Source organism: Acidimicrobiia bacterium, from assembly GCA_036271555.1.
Lineage (GTDB): Bacteria > Actinomycetota > Acidimicrobiia > IMCC26256 > PALSA-610 > DATBAK01.
The window spans coordinates 38,161-62,017 of record DATBAK010000028.1; the positions used below are offsets into that span (position 1 = coordinate 38,161).

Annotated in this window: 20 protein-coding genes; 5 read left to right on the plus strand and 15 right to left on the minus strand. The window is 69.3% G+C overall.

Annotated elements, in window-relative coordinates; translation table 11 throughout:
• Nucleotides 1-45 precede the first annotated feature (45 nt).
• A complete protein-coding gene (gene bioB, locus VH914_08570; GenBank protein ID HEX4491241.1) occupies nt 46-1,107 on the plus strand; it encodes a biotin synthase BioB in 1,062 nt (353 codons plus the stop codon).
• A 169-nt stretch (nt 1,108-1,276) separates the two neighbouring features.
• Here bioB and VH914_08575 read toward each other — a convergent pair whose 3' ends face one another.
• The 4 genes from VH914_08575 to VH914_08590 are packed head-to-tail and all read right to left on the minus strand — an operon-like array spanning nt 1,277 to nt 5,252.
• Entirely contained in the window at nt 1,277-1,864 is a 588-nt protein-coding gene (locus VH914_08575) for a histidine phosphatase family protein (GenBank protein HEX4491242.1), read from the minus strand.
• Entirely contained in the window at nt 1,861-2,343 is a 483-nt protein-coding gene (locus VH914_08580; protein HEX4491243.1) for a hypothetical protein, read from the minus strand. Before VH914_08580 ends, VH914_08575 begins: the two co-directional genes overlap by 4 nt.
• Nucleotides 2,344-2,355: 12 nt before the next feature.
• Nucleotides 2,356-3,084, minus strand: coding sequence for a C4-type zinc ribbon domain-containing protein (locus VH914_08585; GenBank protein ID HEX4491244.1), 729 nt, complete (start codon nt 3,082-3,084; stop codon nt 2,356-2,358).
• Nucleotides 3,081-5,252: a transglycosylase domain-containing protein gene (locus VH914_08590; protein HEX4491245.1), complete on the minus strand. Its 2,172-nt coding sequence runs from the start codon at nt 5,250-5,252 to the stop codon at nt 3,081-3,083. Before VH914_08590 ends, VH914_08585 begins: the two co-directional genes overlap by 4 nt.
• A gap of 221 nt (nt 5,253-5,473) precedes the next feature.
• On the opposite strand from VH914_08590, the gene VH914_08595 reads away from it, so the two are divergent.
• Nucleotides 5,474-6,943: an LCP family protein gene (locus tag VH914_08595; protein HEX4491246.1), complete on the plus strand. Its 1,470-nt coding sequence runs from the start codon at nt 5,474-5,476 to the stop codon at nt 6,941-6,943.
• A 102-nt stretch (nt 6,944-7,045) separates the two neighbouring features.
• Here the strand turns inward: VH914_08595 and VH914_08600 are convergent, their stop codons facing one another.
• The 10 genes from VH914_08600 to VH914_08645 all read right to left on the minus strand — a co-directional run bounded on the left by VH914_08600 (nt 7,046) and on the right by VH914_08645 (nt 19,379).
• Nucleotides 7,046-8,980, minus strand: a complete 1,935-nt coding sequence (locus VH914_08600; GenBank protein HEX4491247.1) for an acyltransferase family protein — start codon at nt 8,978-8,980, stop codon at nt 7,046-7,048.
• 79 nt (nt 8,981-9,059) lie between these two features.
• A complete protein-coding gene (locus VH914_08605) occupies nt 9,060-11,642 on the minus strand; it encodes a protease pro-enzyme activation domain-containing protein (protein HEX4491248.1) in 2,583 nt (860 codons plus the stop codon).
• Nucleotides 11,643-12,063: 421 nt separating this feature from the next.
• The gene (locus tag VH914_08610; GenBank protein ID HEX4491249.1) at nt 12,064-12,540 is read right to left on the minus strand and encodes an MgtC/SapB family protein; all 477 of its coding nucleotides are present in this window, start codon (nt 12,538-12,540) and stop codon (nt 12,064-12,066) included.
• 48 nt (nt 12,541-12,588) lie between these two features.
• On the minus strand, nt 12,589-14,190 hold the full coding sequence (locus VH914_08615) for a neocarzinostatin apoprotein domain-containing protein (GenBank protein HEX4491250.1): 1,602 nt from the start codon (nt 14,188-14,190) through the stop codon (nt 12,589-12,591).
• A 129-nt stretch (nt 14,191-14,319) separates the two neighbouring features.
• A complete protein-coding gene (locus VH914_08620) occupies nt 14,320-14,529 on the minus strand; it encodes a hypothetical protein (GenBank protein ID HEX4491251.1) in 210 nt (69 codons plus the stop codon).
• A 22-nt stretch (nt 14,530-14,551) separates the two neighbouring features.
• Nucleotides 14,552-14,710, minus strand: coding sequence for a hydrophobic protein (locus VH914_08625; protein HEX4491252.1), 159 nt, complete (start codon nt 14,708-14,710; stop codon nt 14,552-14,554).
• 58 nt (nt 14,711-14,768) lie between these two features.
• Complete coding sequence (locus tag VH914_08630; GenBank protein ID HEX4491253.1) at nt 14,769-15,095, minus strand: plasmid stabilization protein; 327 nt, start codon at nt 15,093-15,095, stop codon at nt 14,769-14,771.
• A 71-nt stretch (nt 15,096-15,166) separates the two neighbouring features.
• On the minus strand, nt 15,167-17,053 hold the full coding sequence (locus VH914_08635; GenBank protein HEX4491254.1) for an ABC transporter ATP-binding protein: 1,887 nt from the start codon (nt 17,051-17,053) through the stop codon (nt 15,167-15,169).
• Nucleotides 17,050-18,780, minus strand: a complete 1,731-nt coding sequence (locus VH914_08640; protein HEX4491255.1) for an ABC transporter ATP-binding protein — start codon at nt 18,778-18,780, stop codon at nt 17,050-17,052. Before VH914_08640 ends, VH914_08635 begins: the two co-directional genes overlap by 4 nt.
• The gene (locus tag VH914_08645; protein HEX4491256.1) at nt 18,774-19,379 is read right to left on the minus strand and encodes a TetR/AcrR family transcriptional regulator; all 606 of its coding nucleotides are present in this window, start codon (nt 19,377-19,379) and stop codon (nt 18,774-18,776) included. The genes VH914_08640 and VH914_08645 overlap by 7 nt, the downstream gene beginning before the upstream one ends.
• Nucleotides 19,380-19,553: 174 nt before the next feature.
• On the opposite strand from VH914_08645, the gene VH914_08650 reads away from it, so the two are divergent.
• Together VH914_08650 and VH914_08655 are read left to right on the plus strand one after the other, a co-directional pair.
• On the plus strand, nt 19,554-19,940 hold the full coding sequence (locus VH914_08650; GenBank protein ID HEX4491257.1) for a ferritin-like domain-containing protein: 387 nt from the start codon (nt 19,554-19,556) through the stop codon (nt 19,938-19,940).
• Nucleotides 19,937-20,743, plus strand: coding sequence for a family 1 encapsulin nanocompartment shell protein (locus VH914_08655; protein HEX4491258.1), 807 nt, complete (start codon nt 19,937-19,939; stop codon nt 20,741-20,743). The genes VH914_08650 and VH914_08655 overlap by 4 nt, the downstream gene beginning before the upstream one ends.
• Before the next feature lie 5 nt (nt 20,744-20,748).
• Here VH914_08655 and VH914_08660 read toward each other — a convergent pair whose 3' ends face one another.
• On the minus strand, nt 20,749-22,011 hold the full coding sequence (locus VH914_08660) for an Ig-like domain-containing protein (GenBank protein HEX4491259.1): 1,263 nt from the start codon (nt 22,009-22,011) through the stop codon (nt 20,749-20,751).
• Between the two features lie 136 nt (nt 22,012-22,147).
• On the opposite strand from VH914_08660, the gene VH914_08665 reads away from it, so the two are divergent.
• Nucleotides 22,148-23,851, plus strand: a complete 1,704-nt coding sequence (locus tag VH914_08665) for an MFS transporter (protein ID HEX4491260.1) — start codon at nt 22,148-22,150, stop codon at nt 23,849-23,851.
• Nucleotides 23,852-23,857 lie beyond the last annotated feature (6 nt).

The window sequence follows — 23,857 nt, forward strand, 5'->3', positions numbered from 1 at the left end:
CGGGCGCCGACCGCGCCGCAGCCGACGCGAACCACGGAGGCGCGGATGCCCCTCGCAACCGCCGAACACGCCCTGCTCGAGGAGCGGCGCCCGCTGACGCGCGCCGAGGTCGACGCGGTGGCCGCGCTGCCACTCGACGAGCTGCCGTCGTTGGTCGCGCTCGCCCACAGAGTCCGGCTCGACTACATGGGTGCCGCGGTCGAGCTGGAGAGCCTGATCAACGCGAAGTCGGGCGCGTGCCCGGAGGACTGCGCGTTCTGCTCGCAGTCGGTGCGGTTCGCCACCGACGTCGACGTGTACGCGTTCCTCGACCTCGACGAGGTGCTCGCCGCCGCGCACGCGACGCGAGCGGCGGGCGCGACGCAGTTCTGCATCGTGGTCGCGGTGCGCGGCCCCGAGGAGCGATTGCTACGCAAGGTGATCGACGCGGTGCACGCGGTTCGCGACGAGACCGGCCTCGAGGTCGCGTGCTCACTCGGATTGCTGAACGACGAGCAGGCGGCGCGGCTCGCGTCCGCCGGCGTGCGCCGCTACAACCACAACCTCGAGGCGTCGCGCGCGGTGTTCCCGTCGATCTGCACCACGCACACCTACGACGACCGTGTCGCCACCGCGCGCCGCGCGATCGACGCGGGGATGGAGCTGTGCTGCGGCGGCATCCTCGGTATGGGCGAGACGCTCGCGCAGCGCATCGACTTCGCGTTCGAGCTCGCCGCGCTCGAGCCGTGCGAAGTGCCGATCAACCTGCTCGATCCGCGGCCGGGCACGCCGCTCTCGGACTCGACGGTGCTGTCGCCGCGCGAGGCACTGCAGGCGATCTCGCTGTTCCGGTTGGTGCTGCCGCGTGCGTGGCTGCGGCTCGCGGGTGGACGCGAACGCGTGCTCGGCGAGCTCCAGGCGCTCGGATTGCTCGCCGGTGCGAACGCGCTGATCGTCGGCAACTACCTCACGACGAACGGCCGCCCCGCGTCCGACGATCTCGCACTGCTCGAGGCGCTCGGCATGCCCGTCGCCGACGGCCCCGGCGAGGGCCGCGTGATCGTCGACGCGACCGGCTCCACCTCGCTCCCCGCGCGCCGCACGATCCCGGTCGCGGTCACCGGCTGACCCGCCGTCTGCGCTGGGTCCAACCGCGCGCGGAACCCGCGACTGGCGAGCCGTCGATCCCTCTGAGCGGTACTGATTGCTCGTGAAACGTGAAGGACCGGCGGAGCTGCCGTGCATGGGCGCCCTCGCCACGGTTGGGGCATTCGTGCGCGGCCGCCGACTTTCGGGCTCAAGCCCGGAGGTGTGACGTCTCGTTGTAGGTGAGGAGCAACGGGGGGCCGTCGCCGCGGCGGTCGAGACGCGTGACCGACGCGACGTCGAGGTGCATGCGCCACGTCGCGTCCGTATCGGAGCCGAGCGCCCACGCGACCGCGGCCTTGATCGGCGAGACGTGGCTCACCGCGACGACGAAGGAGTCGGCGCGCAGCCGATCCGTGCAGAAACGCGCGACGCGCTCGCCCACGGCGATCAGGCTCTCGCCACCGGGCGGCGCGAACGCGGCGTCGTCGCGCCAGCGCGCCCACTGCGCGCGACTCACCGAACCCAGCGGCTGACCGTCCCAGTCGCCGTAGTCGACCTCGACGAGCCGCTCGTCGACCTCGACCGCGATACCGACGGCCTCGGCGATCGCGCGCGCGGTATCGGACGCGCGCTGCAACGGGCTCGTCAGCACGAGGTCGGCGCCGCAGCCGACGAGGCTCTTCGCGACGAGCCGCGCCTGCTCGAGACCGAGCTCGGTGAGCGGCGGATCGAGTCGCCCCTGGAAGCGACCCTCGCGGTTCACCGCGGTCTGCCCGTGCCGCACGAAGACGATCACGAGCCCGCCACCACGAGCCGGCCCCGGCGCACAAGGTCGCGCCGGCGCGCCGGCGAGCGCAGTCCGAACCGCACCCAGATCCAGCGCAGCGCGAGCAGCCCGAGCAGCTCCTCGATCGCGATCACCGGCACCGCGGGCAACAGCGCGTCGTGGCCGAAGTCGGCGCCGAACGCGGGCCACCAGAACAGGTGCTGCGACGCGAACGCGCCCGACAGCGCGATGCCGCAGAACCAACCGATCGGCAGGCCGATGATGCGCCGGCGCAGGAGCCGGTGACCGCGTCCGCTCGTCGCGAGCATCACGAGCGTGAGCAGCGCGACCGGCGCGAGCAGGCTGTGTGCGAACGCCTGGTGCCCGACCGGGAGATCGATGACGAGCGGGAGCAGCGCGCCGAGCGCGACGGCACGGAAGTCGAGTCCCGCGCTCTGGAAGACGTTCCACACCGCGAACACCGCCCCCGCCGTGTACCAGAAGAACAACGCGTGCGCCGTTCAGGAGGAGGGTACGAGGATCGCGCCGCAGTTGTCGCAGGACGCGATCTCGTCACCCGCGTCGTGCCGGATGCGGTCGACCTCGGTCGCGGGGATGGAGAGGCGGCACCCTTGGCACGTGTCGCCGATGAGCCGGGCGACGCCGGCGCCGTGGTTCTGCTGCCGCCGGCGGTCGAAGTCGGCGAGCAACGCGGGGCTGATGACCGAGGCCTCCCCCGCGCGCGCCGCCTCTTCGGCGCCGATCTCCCCGTCGAGCTCGCCCTCCGCGACCGCGAGGTGCGACTGCAGCTCCGCGACCTCCGACGCGATTCCGGCGAGATCACCTTCGAGCGCGGTGAGCTCCGCGTCGAGCGTCTCGCGCCGCTCCATCACCTCGAGCTCCTGCTCCTCGATCTGGCCGCGGTGCGTGTCGAGCTGCGCGATGTCGGCCTGCATGTCGAGGAGCTCGCGCGGAGAGGAGACCGTGCCCGAGTAGAGCTTGCTGTCGACCTGCTTCGCCTTCGCCGCGAGACCCTGCGCCTCGTCGTCGAGCCTCCGTTCCTCCGCGAGCGCGCCGTCACGATTCGTGCGCACGGCGTTCGCGCGCGCCGTCAGCTCGGTCGCGCGTGCGTGCCGCTCGCGCAGTGCCTCGCGCTCGGGCAACGACGCGCGGCGGTAGCGAAGGCGGTCGAGCGTGATATCACGCTCCTGGACGCGCAGCAGCGCCTCGAGCTCGGCGCGCGCGGTCATGGTCCGTGTCCCGTCGTCGGTGTATGCGGTGGCTTCGGCTGATTCTTCTTCGGGTTCGTGGTGATCGTCGGCTGGGTGGTCGGAACCGTCGTCGGTGCGACCGTCGTCGGCGGCGGTGGCGGTGGCGCCGTGTCGCGTCCCGTCATCGCGATGTACTCGTGCGGCGGCCAGAACGACTCGTCGGGCTCGGCGAACTGCGCGACCGGCAGCGGCGCCAGCGCTTCGGTCATGAACGCGTCCCAGATCCGGGCGGGGATCGTGCCGCCGAACACCTCCGCGCCGAAGAAGGGGTTCATCGAGATCTCACCCGCGGGATCGCCCATCCACACCGCGGTCGTGATCTGCGGCGAATAGCCGACGAACCACGCGTCGACGTTCTCGTCGGTGGTGCCCGTCTTGCCGGCAACGGGTCGCGGGAAGTTGCCGAGCGTGCGCGCCGCCGTGCCGTCGCGCACCGGACCGAAGAGCATCTGCGTCTCGGTACGCGCGATGTTCACCGGCATCACCTGCTTCGGGTGATCGCCGTTCGGTCCGATCTGGAACACGATCTTGCCGTCGGGTCCCTGCACCTTCGTGTAGAAGACCGGCGGCTTGTGCACGCCGTCGTTCGCGAGCGTCGAGTACGCCGACGCCATGTCGAGCGGCGACACGCCCTCGGTGCCGAGCGTGAGCGACGTGTACGGCTTGAGGTTCGGGTTCGTCACACCCATCTGGTGCGCGACGTCGATCACCTTCTGCGGCCCCGCCTGCCCGCGCTTGGGGCCTTCGGCGTTCAGGTTGTTCGGGTCGGTCGGGTCCGCGCCGAGCGCCACGATCAGGTGGACGAAGGCGCAGTTGATCGAGTCGGTGATCGCGTGCTTCAGCGTCATCACGCCCCCGCCCTCCCCGCCGGGCGAGTACGGCTTGCCGTCGTTCGTGAGCCCGGGCGGGATCGTGCAACCGGACGACCCGTCGATCGTGTCGTCCGGCGAGTAACCGTTCTCGAGCGCGGTCGCGAGCGTGAACACCTTGAACGAGGATCCGACCTGGCGGTTCGAGCCCGTCGCGTAGTTGAACTGCTGCGCGAGGTATCCCTGCCCGGCTTCGTCGCCGCTCCCGCTCACCATCGCGCGCACCGCGCCGTTCGAGTTGTCGATCGCGACGAGCGCGCCGGTGACCGGGATGTTCGGTTGGCGCGCGGCCGCGGCGATCGTCGTCTTCACCGCCTGCTCGGCTTGGTACTGCAGGGTCGGGTCGTAGGTCGTCGTGATGCGAAGGCCGCCGTGGTAGATGAGGTTGCGGCGGGTCGGCAGGTCGGGCCCGAGACGCGGATCGGCGAGCAGGCGCTGCACGACCTCCGAAACGAAGTAGCTCTGCGGCGCCGTGTTCGCGGCGTTGTACGTGTGCGTCGGCAGCGGCACCTTGTCGTAGAGCTTGACCGCGGCGTCGCCGATGACACCCGTCTCGTGCATCGCGACGAGCACTTGGTGTCGGCGGGCGCGCGCCGCCTGCGGGTGCAGGACCGGGTCGTAGCCCGACGGCGCCGAGATCATCCCCGCGAGCAGCGCGGCCTGTGGGATCGACAGCTGCGACGGCTGCTCCTCGAAGTAGCGCTCCGACGCGGCGCGGATGCCGTACGCATCGCGGCCGAAGTAGACCGTGTTGAGGTAGCGCTCGAGGATGTCGTTCTTCGTGTAGGTCTCTTCGAGCCGGATCGCGAGGACGGCTTCGCGGACCTTGCGCTTCAGGTCGCGCTTCGGATTGTCGATCAGCGTGTTCTTCACGAGCTGCTGCGTGATCGTCGACGCGCCCTGCAGCACCTCACCGCTGTGCACGTCCTTGAACAACGCGCGCAGGATCGACTTGGGATCGATGCCGCGGTGCGAGAAGAACGTGCGGTCCTCGATCGAGATCACCGCCGAGACCGCGGCCGACGAGACGTCGCGCAGCGTGACCGGCGCACGATCCTCCGTGGCGTAGAGCACCTGCATCGGCTTGCCGTAGCGGTCGAGGATGATCGAGCGTTGCTCGAGCGCCCGCAGCACGGGCGTGACCGCGCTCTCGCTGGTGGTGTCGAACGCGAGCGAGCGCGTCGTCGGCACCGCGAACGCCAGGGCACCCGCCATCGCCGTGCCGCCGAGCACGACGATCACCAGGAAGAAGGCCAGGTGCTTCAGGGCGGGTTTCACCGTGCACGACGTTATTCGGTGACCGAGCGCGCGTCGGTTCCCCCTGATCAGCCCGCCTGAGGGCCGAAGGCACCTCTCACCTTTTCTTCATCTGGGGTTCCTTACCTTGACTTCCGGCGGGACGAGTGGTGAAACCCCACCGTCGCCACTCCCCCGCCGTTTTTCTTCCTCTCAGGTTCGCAGCGGGCCGCGCGACCGAGGGTCTGGCACAGTGTCGAGCCATGCAGCCGGCGTGGGGATGGCGCGTGCTCGCGATCCGCTTCGTGATCGCGCTGTCGGTCGTGAGCGTCGCGACGGCGAGCTCGTTCGCCTACGCGTACTGGTTCGCGAACGAGCAGATCAACCGCGCGCCCGTCGCAGCGATCCCGACGGGCGTGCTTGCGCACGTGGACTCGACACAGCCTGCGAACTACCTCATCGTCGGATCCGACAGCCGCGCGTTCGTCACCGACGACAACAGCGTCGCCGCCGATCACTTCGGCACGCCGAAGGACCTGCCCGGCAATCGCGCCGACACGATCATGATCGCCCACGTCGACCCGCAGGCACCAGGGAAGGGCTTCCTCGTGTCGATCCCGCGCGACACATGGGTCTCGATCACGGACCACGGGCACCAGAAGATCAACGCGGCGCTCAACTACGGCAACGGCCCGGCGACGCTGATCAACACGATCAAGTCGAACTTCGGCGTCTCGATCAACCACTACCTGAAGATCGACTTCGTAGCGTTCACCGACATCGTGAACGCGATCGGTCACGTCGACATCTTCTTCCCCGCGCCCGCGTACGACGAGAAGACCGGTCTGTACGTCAAGAACCCGGGCTGCAGGGCGCTCGGCGGGCTGCAAGCACTCGCGTACGCGCGCTCGCGCTACTACCAGTACCGCGCCGCGGGTGACGGCACGAACCCGAAGGACTGGACGGAAGACCAGCGCTCCGACCTCGGCCGCATCGCCCGCCAGCAGTACTTCATCCGCAGCCTGGCGCAGAAGGCGATCAAGGACGGCGCCCGCAGCCCGCTCACCGCGCGGAGGATCCTCGAGAAGATCGTCCCGCACCTCGAGCGCTCGAAGGAGGTCGGTCTCGCGCAGTTCCTCTCACTCGTGCGCGCGTTCCGCAGCGTGAACCCCGGCGCCGTGCAGATGCTGACGGTGCCGACGGTCTTCCAGAAGGTCGAGGGCCAGGACGCGCAGATCGTGATCCACGCGCAGGCGCAACCGATCTTCACGCTGCTCGGCAGCTTCACGAAGCAGACCCAGTCGACGAAGCCCGTGCCGCGCGCACAGATCACCGTGCAGGTGCTCAACGGCTCGGGCGTGAAGGGCATCGCCGGCACGACGCAGCAATCGCTCGTGCAGGCAGGCTTCGCGAACGGCCCCGCGTCGGCAGACGCCGACAACCACGCCTACCAGCTCACGCAGGTCCGCTACTCCGCGGGCCACCAGCAAGAGGCGCAGCAGGTCAAGGCCTACCTCGGCGGGGTCGGCGTCATCACCCCGGCCACCACGGCGCAGGCCGCGCACGTCGTCGTCGTCACCGGTGCCGACTTCACCGGTGTCGTCACGCCGGGATCGCACACCGCGACGACCACTGCGAGCCCGCCGCCCACCACGGTGTTTCCGAACCCCGGCAGCACGCCGGGCCTCAAGATGCCGAACTTCGTCGGCGCGGAACCGGTCGGCTGCGGCTGAGCCGCACGTGCGCGTCGGGCTCGTACGCTTCGTCCTCCTCGACGCCTCAGCGGCCGGCCGAGGCCGCGCTGCTCGCTCCGCTCACGCGCGAACCGAGCTCGGCTACAGCCAATGCCAGAGCTGGAGGGCCTTGAGCACCGCATTGGCGTAGAAGGTCCGGCCCGGCGGGCGCAGGTGATACCCGTCGTTGTAGAAGTACGCGTTCTGCGGGTTCAGCAGATCGCCGAGGTTGTGCCAGTCGAGGATGCGCGCGTTCGGGTAGCGGCTCACGCCCTGCGCGAGCTGCGCGTTGTCGGTCGCCTCCCACGAACGCGGCACCTTCAACGACACGAACATCACGTGTCGTTGCGGACCGGCGATGCGCATCACCTGATCGACGAAGTCGACGCCGAGCGCGCCGTTGTTCCCGCAATGCACGATCACGAGCGGCGCGAGCACGTGCTGTGACGCGAACAGCTGCAACACCTGCAGGCACGTCCCCGCGTGCCGGCTCACCGCCGCGTTCACGAGCACGCCGCCGCCCGTGGGACCGGTGAGCGTGTACTCGAGCTTGGTCGCGGCGCCGAGCATCACGGAGTCGCCGACCGCGGACACCTTCCATCCCGATGACGCGAGCTGCGTCGGCTGGGTCGGAGGCGGCGCGTGGCCGGGCCGCGTCGTGGTGGTGCCGCGGCGCGCGGTCGTCGGCACGGTCGGGATCGCGCACTTGCCGGTGAGCACGCAGTCACCCCCACCGACCGACGTGTGCCCACCCGTGATCTGCAGGTTGTTCGGTGCCGGCGCGGCCATCGCGGCGGCACCGACGAAGAGCGTCGTCACCGCGAGGATCGCGGCGCCCACGCGCCAGCGGCGCACGAGCAGCTGCCGGCGCTCCCCCGTCGAATGCCGCAGCTCGCGCCACGCGGCCGCGAACGCGCCGCTGCGCACCGGCCGCTCGAGCGCGCGGTACGACACCTCGACGACACCGAGAACGAGCACGACCCTCACGAACAGCACCACCGGCCCCGCGACGTCGAGATCGAAGTGCGGCCGGGTGAACTCGAAGATCGCGATGCCCCACAGATAGATGCCGTACGAGCGCAGGCCGATCCACTGGAGCGGCCGCGAACCGAGCATGCGACCGACCGTCGCGGTCGGGCTCACGATCACGGTGATGAGCACCGCGCTGAAGAGATCGGTGAGCGGGAAGCCGACGACATAGAGCCATGTGCTGGTCTGGCGCGCGAACACGAAGAGCACGAAGAGGCCGAGGAGCGCAGCGGCTCCCGCGCCGTCGAGGATCGTCCGGGCGCGCGCGCCCGCGGCGATCGAGCGGTGCCGCGGTGGATACGCGAACGCGAGCAGCGCGCCCGACAGCGGCCCGTACGCGCGCGTCTCGGTGCTCAGGTACGCGTGGTTCAGGTTCGAGTGCAACGCGAACCACACCATGAGCATCCACGAGCAGATGCAGAGCGCGATCGTGAACGCGCGCAGGCGCGTCAACCCGAACCAGCGGCCGAAGATGAACAGCAGCGGCCACACGACGTAAAACTGCTCTTCGACCGCCAGCGACCAGAGGTGCTGGAACGGCTGGCGCTTCCCGAAGTCGGCCGCGAGGTCGACGTACGACACGCCGTGGAGGATGTGCCACCAGTTCTCGCCGTAGAAACCGAACGCGAGGTCGCCCTTCAGGCGGCCGAGATCCTCGTGGTAGAAGACCGCGATCAGGAGCCCGGTGACGAGCATCATCGCGAGCAGCGCGGGCCAGAGCCGGCGGATGCGGCGCGCCCAGAACTGACGCAGGTCGACGCGGTACGTCGTGCGCGCCTCCGCGAGCAACAGGCTCGTGATGAGGTAGCCGCTGATGACGAAGAACACCTCGACACCGAGGAACCCGCCGCGCAGCAACGTTCGGTCGTCGCGGTAGTGGTACAGCAGCACCGCGAGCACCGACACCGCGCGCAGCCCGTCGAGCCCCGGGAGATACGGCAGCCGCGGGCCACGCTCGACGAAACGTCGCGTTCCCACAGGGCGCGCCGCGCCCACGTCCGCTGTCATCGTGTGCCCCCGAGCCACCCCCAATGCTACGGCGCAGCGGGCGGCGTCGGCCGCGCGCGAACGCGCGGGCGGGCGCCGATCAGCTTGCGATCCCCACGATCGGCGCGGGGACCGCGACGCCACCGAGCGAACCGAGGAACTTCGTCGTCGAGAAGTCGAAGACACCGCCGTCGGACGCGACCATCAAGTAACCGTTGCCGTAACGGACCATCCCGACGACGGGCTGGTTCAGATGCGAGCCGCCCATCGAACCGTGGAAGGCGGCGTCGCCGAACGCGAAGATCCCGCCGTCGGACGCGACGAGCCAGTAGCCGCGGTTCGTCGGCGTCGGCACGATCCCGTTGACGGGACGGTTGAGGCGGATGGCACCGGTCGACCCGTAGAACGCGGCGTCACCGAACGTGAAGATGCCGCCGTCGGCCGCGACCATGTAGTAGCCGTGCCCGGTCGGCGTCGCGACCGACCCGATCACGGGTTGGTTCAACGCGACGGACGACATGTCGCCGTAGAAGTGCGCGTCGCCGAACGTCAACGCGCGTCCGTGGCTCGTGAAGAGCCAGTAGCCGTTGCCGCTCGGCGTGACCGAGAGGCTCGACACCGTCTCGCCCGCCGCGAGTCCGCTCGCGTTGCCGAGACTGTGCGCGGATCCGAACGCGAACACCTGCCCGGCGCGGTTCACCACGTAGTAGCCCTGCCGTGAAGGCGCGGGCTCGAGATGCGTGACCCCGGTCGTCGGCGCGTTGCCGTGCCACTTCGACAGACCGAAGCCGTAGACCGCGCCGGTCGAGCCGACCATCCAGTAGCCCGCGGGCGGCGGCGGCACCGGGCCGACGACCTGCGTGATCGTCGAGCCCCGGTTCCCCGCGTGGGTCGCGTCGCCGGTATAGCTCACGGACACCCCGTACCGACCCGCCTGCGAGAAGAAGATCGAGCAGCTCGCGTGGCCGGCCGAGAGCGTCTTCCCGGTGCAACCACCGATCGCGACGCCGCTCCGCTTGAACGTCACGGTGCCGCCCGACGGCGTCGGCGACACGGTCGCGGTGTAGGTGACCGCGGTCGCGCCGAGCGTCGCGGGATTGCGCGACGAGTGCAGCGAGGTCGAGGTCGTGATGAGGTCGTGGTCGATCTGGATCAGCTTGGCGAGGTTCGGCGAGCCCCACCCGGTCGCCTCGTCCCATCCCGAGCGCGCGGGCACGCCACCGGTCGCGCCGGTCGTCACGTCGTGGAAGATCTGGTGGTACACGGCTGGGTTGTTCGCGAGCAGGTACAGCGCCGGTGTCGCGAATCCGAGCGCGGGCTTGCTCGCGTCGATGCGCGCCTGCGCCCAGTCGGCGGTCATGCCCGCCCACAGCGGCGCGGCGAGGCTCGTGCCGCCGATCTGCGCGGCGCCGCCCTCGTAGTACACGTATGCACCGGTGGCCGGGTTCGCGTCGGCGCTGACGTCCGGCTCGGCCCGGCCGCTGCACGTCGGTGCGCTACCGACTCCGGTCTGCCACGACGGCCGCGCGAACACCGACGAGCACCCGCGCCCGGCCGCGCTCCACGTCGACTCCGACTGGTACGCGAACGAACCGCTCGCGAGGTTCAGCGTGGTGCCGCCGACTGCGACGACGTACGGGCTCGTCGCCGGATAGCTGATCTCGGGGAGGTCGCCGGTGGAGAAGAAGAACGTCTTGCCGCTCGCAGCCGCGTGCTGGAGCGACGCGTCCATGTTCGGATCGAATCCGTCGGACGGAATCCCCCAGCTGTTCGACACGACCTTCACCGCGGTGTCGTTCGCGGCTGCGTTCACCGCGTTCTCGAGCGATGCGACGAACGGGTGACCGTCGGAGGTGCTCGCGAGCCAGTACTTGAGGTGCGCGCCCGGTGCGATGCCGTGCGCCGACTCGACGTCGAGCGCGGTCTCGTCGAGCTCGCCGACGTCGCCGTCCTGGGTGCCGCCCAACGTGCACGCCGACTGCGAGCACGGGATGAAGTCGAGGCCGTTCGCGCCGGGCGCGCTGATCACGAGCGGGGTCGTGGTCGTGTGCGTCGCGAACGTCGTGAGGTCGCTCTGCTGGACGGGCGCGCCCCAGAGCGTGAAGCCGATCCCCTGAGTCGTCGTGCGACCGCCGGTGTTGTAACCGGTCTGGAAGTCGTGCGGGAAGAAGCCGCCGCCGCGCACCGCGGCCACTGCGTACGAACGCGCGACCGCGTAGTCGTCGAGTCCGCTGATCCAGCGAATGCCGAGTGACGCGGGCACCGCGGGCGCGACGTCGTTCGAGTAGAAGTCGCGCGCACCTTCGCGGTAGTCGCCGACCGACACGGAGAACGCGCGCTCGATCGCGTCGGTACTCCCTTGCACGCTCACGAGTAGCCGGTCGGGCGAGACCGACGTGACGCGCAGCCCCGCCGCCTGCAACCACTGCTCGACCGACGCGACGGACGCGCTCGTCGGCGCGTAGCGCGCGGCGTACGCCGCGGCGCTCAGGTAATGGCCGTACGACGCGCTGCCGGGCGTGCTCGCGGCGCGGATCACGTCGTCGAGCTCGGCCGAGTTCCGAACCTGCAATCCCACGTTCAACGTGAGCGGCGCGCCGGCCGCGTGGGCACGGATCATCGCCGCGTGCACCGGTCCCGATGCGACGACCGAAGGCACGTTTCCGGCGATGCGCACCCGCACGTCGGGCCTTCGCGCCACGGCCGCGGAAGCAGCGTTGGGCGCGACAACGACCACGGAGAGCGAGAGCGCGAGGCAGGCGGCGGTGGTGCCGACCGTCCGCCGGGCGCGACGAGACACAGGGGCTGGGACCATCACGCCACTATACGGACCGGCTCCCTGCATCGATTTCACCGAAATTTTCCCCCGTTTCCGTATCCTGCGAAGGGTGGGAACGAGGCCGAGATGACGCGACACGACCGTCACGACCGCCTCCTCGGCACCCTCTGCGTCGTGGCCTGCCCGGCGATCACCGGCTGCGGGCTCGGCGTCGTGGCCGTGCTCTTGCTCCCGCCCGGCGCAGCCGGGCACACGCTCACGGTCGCCACGCGCGTCGGCGGTGCCGGCTTCGTCGTCAACCTGCTCGCGATCGCGGCGGCCGCGGTCACGAGCGACCGGGCGCGCCGCGTGCGCCCCGCGGCGCCGGTGGATCGTCATCCGGGCGGAACGACGACGCGTACCGCCGTGCATCGAGCCACCGCAGACCCGGCAGATAGCGCAGCTCCAGCACGAGCAGCACCCCGAGCGCGGTGAGCGTGCCGACGACGAAGTGACCGGTCCCGACGACGACGCCGATCGCCGCCGTCGCGAAGATCGCCGATGCCGTCGTGACTCCGCGCACCATCGTGTTCTCGGTGTGCAGCACGACGCCCGCGCCGATGAACCCGATGCCGGTGATCACACCGGCGAGCGCCTGGGGCGACGAGGCGTACAACACCGCGGTGAGCGCGGCGGTCGCGGCGCCGATCAACGAGAAGGTGCGATCGCCCGCGGATGAGCCGCGCAGCTCGCGCTCGAAACCGACCGCGAACGCAAGCGCGAGGCCGAGCCCGATGCGCGCGACGAGCTCGCCGGTGCTCATGCCGTCAAATGTCGCACGCCGGGTCGCGCGACTGGTGCACCCGCGCGGTCAGCGCAACGCGTCCGCGAGATGCAGCCTCGGGACCGCCGCGCGCGCCATCGCTGCACGCGACCTGGCGTTCGCAAGCCACGCAGAGCGCGCCGGCATGCGCCGAAGCCGCGCCGCGGGCGCGGCCACGGCTCCGGCACCCGACGTGAACGTCAGTGGGATCGATGTGGTCACCCCGCCCTCGCTGTCGACCTCGAGCGTGCAGGTCACGTTGGCTTTGGCGCAGTCGAGGTTGGTGCCGTCCTCGTCGAACCGGCGCGCCACCGGGAACGTCGTCGACAGCGCGCCCTTCGCCGTCGTGACCCCCGAGCCGTCCTCGGTACCGAGGCACACGCCGTCACGGGGACCAACTAGGCACTCGCTGGTGGAGTACTCCGCCGACGGCGGGAAGTTCGTGCCCTTGAGGTGCAGGATCTCGCCGTCGCGGTACGGCGCCGCGGGCGTAACGGTCAGCGCGGGCGGCGGCGGCACCGGCGCCTTCGGGTCGAAGGAGAGGTTCGCCATCGCGTTGTCGCCGGCCGAGTCCTCGACGAGAAGGAAGCACGCCGGTTTCACCTTCGCGCAATCGACGGTCGGTCCGGTCGGGTCGAGCAGATCGGGGATCTTGCGCTGCAGAAGCGGGGTGGCCTGGAACGCTCCGCCGGAGTCCGACTGCGCGAGGGTCTGCAAGAACGCGCACTCGCTGAAATCGCTCCCTGCGCACTCGAGCATGAACAGGAAGTCGTTCGCATTGAAGTGCTTTCCGGTCACGTTCACGCGCGCGTAGTACGGAAGGTTCGTCGACGGCTTCACGACGAGCGCCGCCGGCGGCGGAGGCGGCACGCTCGCGTCGAACGCGAGCGGGGCGATCGCGTGGTAGTCGACGTCGGTTTCGTCGAACGCCACGAGCTCGCACGCGCCCGGCTTCTTCGCGCAGTCGAACCGGGCTCCCAGCCCGTTCGAGATCTCACGCCGAACGCTCAACACGGTCGAGAACGTTCCCTTGCTGCCCGATGCAGAGACGAAGGTGCCCGTGCCACAGAGCAACGAGACGGTGATGCACTCTTCGATCTGAACACCGTCGTTTGGGTTCTTGGCGAGAACGAAGCCACTGCCTGCGACCTTGACGGTCTGCTCGTCGAGCAGCTTCGTCGCGGGCTTCGTGGTCAACGACGTCTTGGGAAGTGGAACCTTCGGATCGAATGCGATCGATGCGGTCGTCGCAGTGCTGAACACCGAGCCCGGCGATGCGAGCACCTCGCACGCGACCTTCACGCAGTCTGCGAACCCGTCGTCGCCCAGCAGCGTGCGATGCACGGTCAACTTCAGCGTGAGGGCTCCCGCCGCGTCGGTCGTGCCTTCGACGTAGTTGCCGATGTCGCAGGCCGCCGGATCGGTCGTGCCCTTCAGGCACTCGATCGCGACCACGTCGCGCTTGTGGCCGAAGCCCGTGAGCGCGACCTTGACCGTCTGCCCGGGCTTCAGGGCGGTGTGCGGTGTGACCGTGATGCTCGGCGCCTTGGCCGTCGCGGCTCCGGCCGGCACGACACCGGCACCCGTGATCGCCGCGACCAGCGCGACGATCCCCGCGAACGAGCCCGCCGCCCGACGATGTGCTCGCATATCCCCCACGTCCCCCAGTGCCGGCCCCACCGACAGTGGCGGCAGCGTAACCGTGGGCCGACGAACGCGTCGAGGGCCCGCCGTTGATCGCGGCGGGGCCTCGCTGAGGTTGATCCTCGGAAATCGGATCTAGTCGATACGGCCTTCGCCCTTCTGGTTGGCGCCGCGCTCGGCCATGTCCTCGTAGTTCTTCGCCGCCTCGGGGTCGAGCTGGTTCTTCTCGGCCAGCTTCTCTTCCTCGGGCGTGGGCTCGCGGTCCGCGTGCGCCTTCGTCTGCGCGTCTTCGCGCTCGGTCTCGCGCGTGCGGCCGGTCGGCCGGGTCGAATCGCTCGGAGTCATGTCGTTTCTCCTCCGCAAGGGGTCAACGGTTGTACCAGCGCGTGCCTTCGCCCGAACGGAACGCGAATCCCGCGAGCCAGGCGATCGCGACGATCACGGCGAAGAGCCAGAAGATGTGTGCCGCGAATCCGAGGCCACCGAGCAACAACGCGATCAAGAGGATCAAGAGGACGAGACCCATGACGATCAGCTCCTTTCGAGGTGGCGCAAGGCCTACCCACGTCGCGTCAGCGTGAACCTCAGCGATCGACGGCTCGTTCCAACTGCGCCTTCGTCATCTTCGAACGGCCCGTGATTCCCTTGTGTTTCGCTTCCGCGTAGAGCTGGTCGCGCGTGCGTCCGCCTGCACCACGGTGTGAACGCAGTCCGCCGCGCCGACCCGAGGAGATGTCGTCGGTCGACGTCGGGCTCGCTTCCTTCGCCTCACCGTGCTGCGCGCGCTCTTTGTTCACGGTGCGCGCCGCGATCTCCTCGGCGAGGTCTTCCGAGCGCCCGCGGTCCTCGAGGCTGTCCTTGATGTGCTCGTACTGCCGCTCGCGCTTGTCGCTCCATGCCTGCGGTGGCATCTCGCACCTCCTGACGTCGACGTACGGACGTCGGGTGTACCCGGCGCGCCGAGGCGCGACACCACGACTGCCTACGCGACCTCGGCGTCGATGTCGACGGCGGCGGAGACGAACTGCGAGTTGTACAGCCGGAAGTACGGGCCGTCGCGGTTCAGCAGCTCGCTGTGCGATCCCTGTTCCACGATGCGTCCGTTCTCCATCACGAGGATCACGTCCGCGCCTCGGATCGTCGATAGGCGGTGCGCGATCACGAAGCTCGTGCGCTCGTGGCGGAGCGCGTTCATCGCTTCCTGGATCAGCACCTCGGTACGCGTGTCGACCGAGCTCGTCGCCTCGTCGAGGATCAGGATCGCAGGATCGGCGAGGAACGCGCGCGCGATCGTCAGCAGCTGCTTCTGGCCCGCACTCACGTTGTCGGCTTCTTCGTTGATCAGCGTGTTGTAACCGTCGGGCAGCGAGTGCACGAAGCGATCGACGTACGTAGCGCGCGCCGCCTCGAAGATCTGCTCCTCGGTCGCGTCGGGGTTGCCGTACGCGATGTTGTCGTGGATGCTCCCGCCGAAGAGCCACGTGTCCTGGAGCACCATGCCGATCTTCGAGCGCAGCTCGGAGCGCGGCATCGACGCGATGTTGCGACCGTCGAGCGTGATCTCACCGCTGTTGAGCTCGTAGAACCGCATGATGAGGTTCACGAGCGTCGTCTTGCCCGCGCCGGTGGGGCCGACGATCGCGATCGTCTGGCCGGGCTCGGCGACGAGCGACAGATTTTCGATGAGCGGGCGGTCGGGGTCGTACGAGAAGGTCACGTCGCGGAACTCGACGCGGCCGCGCACCGGCGGCGCGTTCACGGTCGCGGGCGCCTCCGCGCTCTGCTCGTCGGCGTCGAGGAACTCGGTGACGCGCTCGAAGGACGCGATGCCGGATTGGAAGACGTTCATCATCGACGCGACCTGCGTCAGCGGCATCGAGAACTGGCGCGAATACTGGATGAACGCCTGGATGTCGCCGATCGTGATGGCGCCGGTCGAAACACGCAGACCGCCGACGATCGCGACGATCACGTACTGGATGTTGCCCATGAACATCGTGAAGGGCTGCATCAGGCTCGACATGAACTGCGCGCCGAACGACGATTCGTAGAGCTCGTCGTTGGTGTCGCGGAACCGCTGCTCGACCTCGTGTTGGCGGCCGAAGCTCTTCACGACCGCGTGCCCGGTAAAGGTCTCCTCGATCTGCGCGTTGAGCAGACCGGTCTGCTTCCACTGCGAGATGAACTTCGGACGAGACCGCGCCGCGATCGCGCGCATACCCCAGATCGAGATCGGCACCGTCGTGAGTGCGACCACCGCGAGGAACGGCGAGATCGTGAACATCATCACCGCGGTGCCGATGAGCAACAGCACCGACGTGAGCATCTGGCTGAGTGTCTGCTGCAGGCTCTGCGCGACATTGTCGATGTCGTTGGTGACCCGGCTCAACAGGTCGCCGCGCGACTGCTTGTCGATGTAGCTCAGGGGCAGCCGGTTGACCTTGTCCTCGACATCCGAGCGCAGCTTGAACATGAGCCGCTGGATGACACCGGCAAGCATGTACGCCGCGATGATCGCCAACCCCGACGACGCGACGTACAGCTCGACCGCGTGGAACAGCGTGGTGTGCAAGGCGGCGAAACGGATGCCCTTCCCGCTCTGCACGCCCTTGACGATGATGTCGGTGCCATGGCCGAGCACGCGGGGGCCGAACACGTTGAGGGTGGCACTCGCGACCGCGACGGCGACGACGACGCCGAGGACCACCCACATCGGACCGAGCATCCTGGCCATGCGCCTGATCGACTTCTTGAAGTCCTTCGATCGCTCACCGGGAACGCCCGCGGAGTTCCACCGGCCGGCGGCGCGCGTCTCCGGCGCGGAGAAGTCGAGCTCTTCGTCCTCCTGCTGGTCGTCGACGATCGTCATGCGGCCTTCTCGCCGATCTGCGACTGCACGATCTCCGCGTACGTCGGGTTGTCACGGACGAGCTCGTCGTGCGTGCCGCGGCCGATCACGACGCCGTCTTCGAGGACGAGGATGTCGTCGGCGGTCGAGATCGTCGACACCCGCTGCGCGACGATGACGACCGCGGCGTCCTTCGTGTACGGCACGAGCGCGGCGCGCAGCCGCGCGTCGGTCGCGAGGTCGAGGGCGGAGAACGAGTCGTCGAACACGTAGATGTCGGGCTTCCGGATGAGCGCGCGCGCGATGGAGAGTCGCTGGCGCTGACCACCGGACACGTTGGTACCGCCCTGCTCGATGCGCGCGCGCAGACCTCCGGGCATGGCCCGTACGAAGTCGCCGGCCTGCGCGACCTCGAGCGCCTCCCACATCTCGTCCTCGGTCGCGTCGGGCTTACCGAACTGGAGGTTGCTCTCCACCGTCCCCGAGAACAGGTACGGCCGCTGCGGTACGTAGCCGATCGTGCTCCAGAGCACGTGCGGGTCGAGGTCGTGCACGTCGACGCCGCCGACGAGCACGTTGCCCGCGGTGCTGTCGAACAGCCGGAGAATGAGGTTCGCGAGCGTGGTCTTGCCCGCGCCCGTGCTGCCGACGACGGCCGTGGTCTGCCCGGGCGCGGTCGCGAAGGAGACGTTGCAGAGCACGGGGTGCTCGGCGCCGGGATAGTGGAAGCCGACGTCGCGGAACTCCAACGCTCCGTGCGTCACGACGTCGCGCACCGGGTCGACGGGAGGAACGACGCTCGGGTCGGTGTCGAGGACTTCCTGGATCCGGTCGGCCGAAACCGCGGCGCGCGGGATCATCGAGATCATGAAGGTGGCCATCACCACCGACATCAGGATCTGCACGAGGTAGGTGAGGTACGCGATGAGCGTGCCGACCTGGATGTGCCCGGAGCTCACCCGGTTCGCGCCGATCCAGAGCACGCCGACGCTCGACAGGTTGATGAGCAGGTTCACCGTCGGGAACATCGCCGACATCAACCGGCCGGCGCGCAGCGAGACCGCAGTCAGCTCGTCGTTCGCTTCGGAGAACCGCTGCGCTTCCTGCGGCTCACGCACGAACGCGCGCACGACGCGTACGCCCGTGATCTGCTCGCGCAGCACCCGGTTCACCTGGTCGATGCGCTCCTGCATCAGCCGGAAGGCCGGGACCATTCGCGACACGAGGAGACCGAGCACGACTCCGCACACCGGCATCGCGATCACGAGGATGATCGAGAGACCGACGTCCTGGTTCAACGCGAGGATGACGCCGACAACCAACGTGATCGGCGCGGCCACCGCCATCGTGCACGCCATCACGACGAGGATCTGCACCTGCTGCACGTCGTTCGTGATCCGCGTGATGAGCGACGGCGCACCGAACGAGCCGACCTCGCGCGTCGAGAAGTCGGTCACCTGGTGGAAGAGGTTCTTGCGCAGGTCGCGGCCGAAGCCCATCGCGACCTTGGCACCCCAGTAGACCGCGGCGGCCGCGAACAGGATCTGAACGATCGAGACGACCACCATCACCCCGCCCCACGACCAGATGTAACCCTGGTCGCGGCGGAAGACGCCCTTGTCGATGATGTTCGCGGTGATCGTCGGCAGCGTCAGCGCCGCGGTGGTCTGCACGGTCTGCAGAAACACGATGAGCAGCAGCTGGCGCTTGTACGGCGCGAGATGCGATCGCAGCAGGCGCCTCAGCACGCGCCACCGCCGCGCGCGCTCGATGGCGAGAGACCGACGCCGTGCAGGAACAGGTACACGAGCTCCTTCGGCGACTTCTGATCGCCGATGAGCATGGGATGCGTCGTCGAGAGCGTGAGCGCGCGCAGCAGTCGCGCGGCGGCGAGGGGCTCGACGGTGATCTCGTCGCGGTGCTTCTCGAACAGCCGCACGAGCGCGCCACTGTCGGGCATCGGCCGGCGCGTCAACTCGTGGAAGCGCGTGCTGACACTCGACACGACGCGCCAGACGTCGATGACGCGCTGCTGCATGATGACGATCGCGGCGGCGAGCGCGTCCTCGAAATCGAGGTTCACCGCGATCTCGCCGAGCGCCGCCTCGAGCGGCAGTTGATCGAGCGCGGCCTCGATGACGGCGACGATCACTTCGTCCTTGTCGGCGAAGACGCGGAAGATCGTGCCCTCGGCGATGCCCGCGGCCTCCGCGATCTGGCGGCTCGTGACCCGGTCGCCGTGCTCGAGCAGCAGCGGCAGGGCCGCGGCGACGATCATGGAGCGGCGCTCGTCGGCCGGCAGCGCGCTGGCGCGCGTCGTCCTGGTGGCCGTCCCGGGAGCACTCACGGCGGTGAATTCTAGCGTGAGTGAGTCCTCACTCAGAATCGGACGAAAGCCCATAAGCGGTGCTCTACCGCCGATGCGGCCGTCGCGGATACGTTTCGCCCGAACGCGCGACCTGGGTAGAACCCGCGTTCCGCCCCGGCGCCGACCGGGCCGACCCCACAGCGAGGAGCACCGATGGCGTCATCCAGCGCCGGGCTGCACGAGCCCGAGGCAAGCCTCGACCCGGCGACCATCGACCGCCATCGGGCGCTCGTCTCGATCCAGGAAGAGCTCGAGGCCGTCGACTGGTACGGGCAGCGCGTCGACGCGACCGCCGACCCAAGCCTCGCCGCGGTGCTCGCGCACAACCGTGACGAGGAGATGGAGCACGCCGCGATGGCGATCGAGTGGCTGCGTCGCAACAGCCCCACGTTCGACCAGCACCTGCGCACCTATCTCTTCACCGACGACCCCATCACCGAGATCGAGGCCGAAGCCGAAGGCGCGGCGACCGGCGGCACGGGTCCCCGTGCCGGATCACTCGGCATCGGATCCCTGCGCCACGCCGGAGGACAGCGATGAACCATCTCATGCGCGAGCTCGCGCCCATCACCGAAGAGGGATGGGACGCGATCGAGGAGACCGCGCGCGCGACGGTCGGGCGTTTCCTCGCGGCGCGCCGACTCGTCGACTTCGAGGGCCCGCACGGCTGGCAGTACTCCGCTTCGAGCGCGGGCCGCGTCGAGAAGAAGGCCGCGACCCAACCGGTGCCCGGCGCGCACCTGCGCGTGCGGCGCGTCGTGAGCGCGGTCGAGCTGCGCGTCCCGTTCCGAGTCGCGCGCTCGGAGATCGACGCGGTCGACCGCGGCGCGTCGGACCCCGACCTCGACGAGCTCGAGGAAGCGGCGCGCCGCCTCGCGCACGCGGAGAACCAGACGGTGCTCGAGGGCGTGAAGGCCGCGAACATCACCGGCATCATCGCGGCGTCGTCGCATCCGCCCATCGCACTCGACGCGGGCTTCGAGACGTACCCGCGTTCGGTCGCGTGGGCGGTCGAGCGCTTGCGCGAGATCGGCGTGAACGGTCCGTACGCGCTCGCGCTCGGACCCGCCGAGTACACCGGCGTCGTCGAGACCACCGAGCAGGGCGGCCCGATCGCGAAGCACCTCGAGCGGCTGCTCGACGGCGGGCCGATCGTGTGGGGACCGGGACTGACCGGCGGCCTCGTCGTCAGTCTGCGCGGCGGCGACTTCGTGCTCGAGAGCGGCGAGGACATCTCGATCGGCTACTCGCATCACGACGAGGAGTACGTGCACCTCTTCTTCGAAGAGAGCTTCACGTTCCGCGTCAACGAGCCCCGCGCCGCGATCATATTGAAGAGGTAGCGCGCCTACCGCTCGACGTGGTGCCGGCCGAGGTCGGCGATCGGCATGGGCTGGGGCGTGAACTGCGACCATGGTGCGTCCCAGTCCATGACACCGTGGTCGCCGGGAACCGGCGGCCGCGCGCTGCCGGTGACGACGACGATGTCGCCGACGCGGCTGAAGTCGAAGAACGTCGCGGCGTTCCCGGGACTCAGGTTGATGCACCCGTGCGACACGTTCTGGTGGCCTTGACTGTTCACCGACCACGGCGCCGCGTGCACGTACTCACCGGTGTCGGAGATGTGCACGTCGCTGTAGACGAGCTCGTCGTAACCGTCGGGCGAGTCGACCGGTACGCCGTTCGTCGCGGAGTTCATCTCGACGACGCTCTCGCGGTCGAGCACGAGGTGCACGCCGTTCATCGTCGGATCGGTCGGCTTGCCGCCGCTGATCGGGTAGGTCGCGATCGTGCGACCGTTCAGCGTCACGTTCATGGTGTGCGTGAGCAGGTTCGCGTAGGAGACGCGCGACTGGCCGATCGCGAAGTGCTCCTCACCGCTCCCCTGGCCCCACGCGCCCGCACCCGTGGTCGCGCCTTTGAGATTCCACTGCACGCCGATGTGCTCACCGATCGGCCAGAAGGTCTTCGGCCGGAAGTGCACCTCGTGGTTGCTGAACCAATGCCAGCCGCCGGGCACGGGCACCGACTCGGTGACCTGCAGGTGTCGCAGCATGTCGGCGCGCGCTTCCGGCGTCTCGATGTCGCGGCTGAAGCGGAACGAGACCGGCTGACCCACGCCGAGCGTGAGACCCGAATGCGGGAAGACCGCAGCGTCGAACGCGGACTGCGGCGCGACCGTCGTGAACGTCGTCGTGGTGGTCGTGCGCGCGTCGCTCGCGCCGGCGACCGTCGCGACGATTCGGTACTGCGTGCCGTACGCGAGCTCGCCGGTCGCCTGCCATTCGTTCGCGGCGACGAGCCGGCCCGCGACCGCGCCCTGCGCGCTCGTGAGCTGCACACTCGCGACCGTTCCCGCGCCGGCGTGCACGACGACGGGCGTCGCGGGCGACACCGCGGTCGCGCCCGACGCGGGCAGCACCCGAAGATTCGCGGCGAGCCGGGCGCGGATCTGGCCCGCGCTCGGCGCGGACGACGCAGATCCGGGCGCGCTCGAGCCCGTGACATGGGACGAACGCGTCGCGACGATGCCGACCGCCACCACGGCGACGACGACGATCACGCCGAACACCCCTGCCACTCGCGAGATCCAGACTCTGCCGCGAGCCATTCGCACACTCTCCAATCGGCGGGAACGCTACGACACGCACCGTCGGCTGACCAGATCGGGCTCGCCGCTCGAACTTGGGCGTCGTACCCACGTGCGAGAGTGGGCGAATGCAGCACGCCGGCGCCGGAACGGTGCGATGACGCAGGGTCAAACATCCGCTTGGGGTGCGACGACGGAAGCGCCCGATCCGACGCGATGGATCGCGCTCGTGATCCTGTCGAGCACGCTGTTCGTGATCGTGCTCGACAACACGATCCTGAACGTCGCGGTGCCGACGATCATCCGCGACTTCCACACGCAGGTCTCCGCGCTGCAGTGGGTGATCTCGGGCTACTCGCTCGTGTTCGCGTCGCTGCTCATCAGCTTCGGCCGCCTCGGCGACATCGTCGGCCGCCGCAAGCTGTTCTTCCTCGGCGCGGCCTTGTTCGCCGTCGGGTCGTTGATCGCGTCGCTCTCGCACTCGGTCGTGCAGCTGTTCTTCGGCGAGTCGCTGATCGAGGGCATCGGCGCGGCGATGATGCTGCCGGCCACCCTGTCGATCATCTCCGCGAGCTTCCGCGGCCGTGAGCGAGGGGTCGCCTTCGCGGTGTGGGGGTCGGTCGCCGGCGGCGCGGGCGCACTCGGACCGTGGATCGGCGGCATCCTCACCACCGACTACTCGTGGCGGTGGGCGTTCCGCGTGAACGTCGTGATCGCGCCGCTGGCGATCATCGCCGGGCTCTTCTACGTGCACGAGTCGAAGGACGAGCGCGCGCAAGGCCTCGACTTCCCGGGCTTCTTCGCGGTCACCATCGGATTGCTCGCGCTCGTCTTCGGGATCATCGAAGCCGCGCGCTACGGGTGGTGGTCACCGATCGGCAGCCGGTCGATCGGCGGGTGGACGTGGCCGTTGCATTCGATCTCGCTCGTGCCGGTGTCGCTCGCGATCGCGGTGATCGCGCTGGCGATCTACGTCGCGATCGAGCAGCGGCGCGTGCACGCGGGCAAACCGGTCGTGTTCGACTTCACCGACCTCGTGCACCGCGGCTTCCGTTACGGGCTCATCAACACGGTCGTGCTCGCGATGGGCGAGTTCGGCGCGTTCTTCGTACTGCCGATCTTCCTGCAGGCGGGTCTGCATCTGTCCGCGATTCGTAGCGGCACGTGGCTACTGCCCGCGGGGATCATGGCGTTCGTCGGCGGCGGCGTCGGCGGCCAGATCAGTCGCCGCTACGGACCGAAGTACGTGATCACCGTCGGCCTCACGTTCGAGGCCCTCGGGATCTGGCTGTACTTCTTCGCGTTCTCGGGCTCGACCTCGTTCGCCGCCTTGCTGCCTGCGCTCGTACTGCACGGCATCGGCATCGGCTTCGCGACGAGCCAGCTCACGAATGTGGTGCTCAGCGACATCCCACCGCAGAAGGCCGGATCCGCGAGCGGCGCCGCCGGCATGGTCCGCCAAGTCGGCACCGCGCTCGGCATCGCGTTGATCGGCGCGATCTTCGTGTCGCAAGCCACGAGCAACGTGCGCCACGACCTCAAGCGCGCGAACAACATCCCCGCCGCGGTGAAGGCCCAGGTGCTGAAGGGCGTGAGCGACGGCGTCGGTGGCGGCGCGCCGCAGGGCGTCGACACGAACACCCCCCTCGGCCGCCAGGTCGACGCGCTGGTCTCACACGGCGTCGTCGAAGCGTCGAAGCCCGCGGTCGCGTTCGCGGGCGTGGTGGTCGTCACGGGCGCGCTGCTCTCGCTGCTCGTGCCGAACATCCCGGCCGAGCACGGGCCGCCGAGCGCCCCCGCCGCCGAGGGATTCGCCGCCCCGGCCGACGACGACGAGCGGCTCGACCCGACGCCGGCCTGAGCCTGC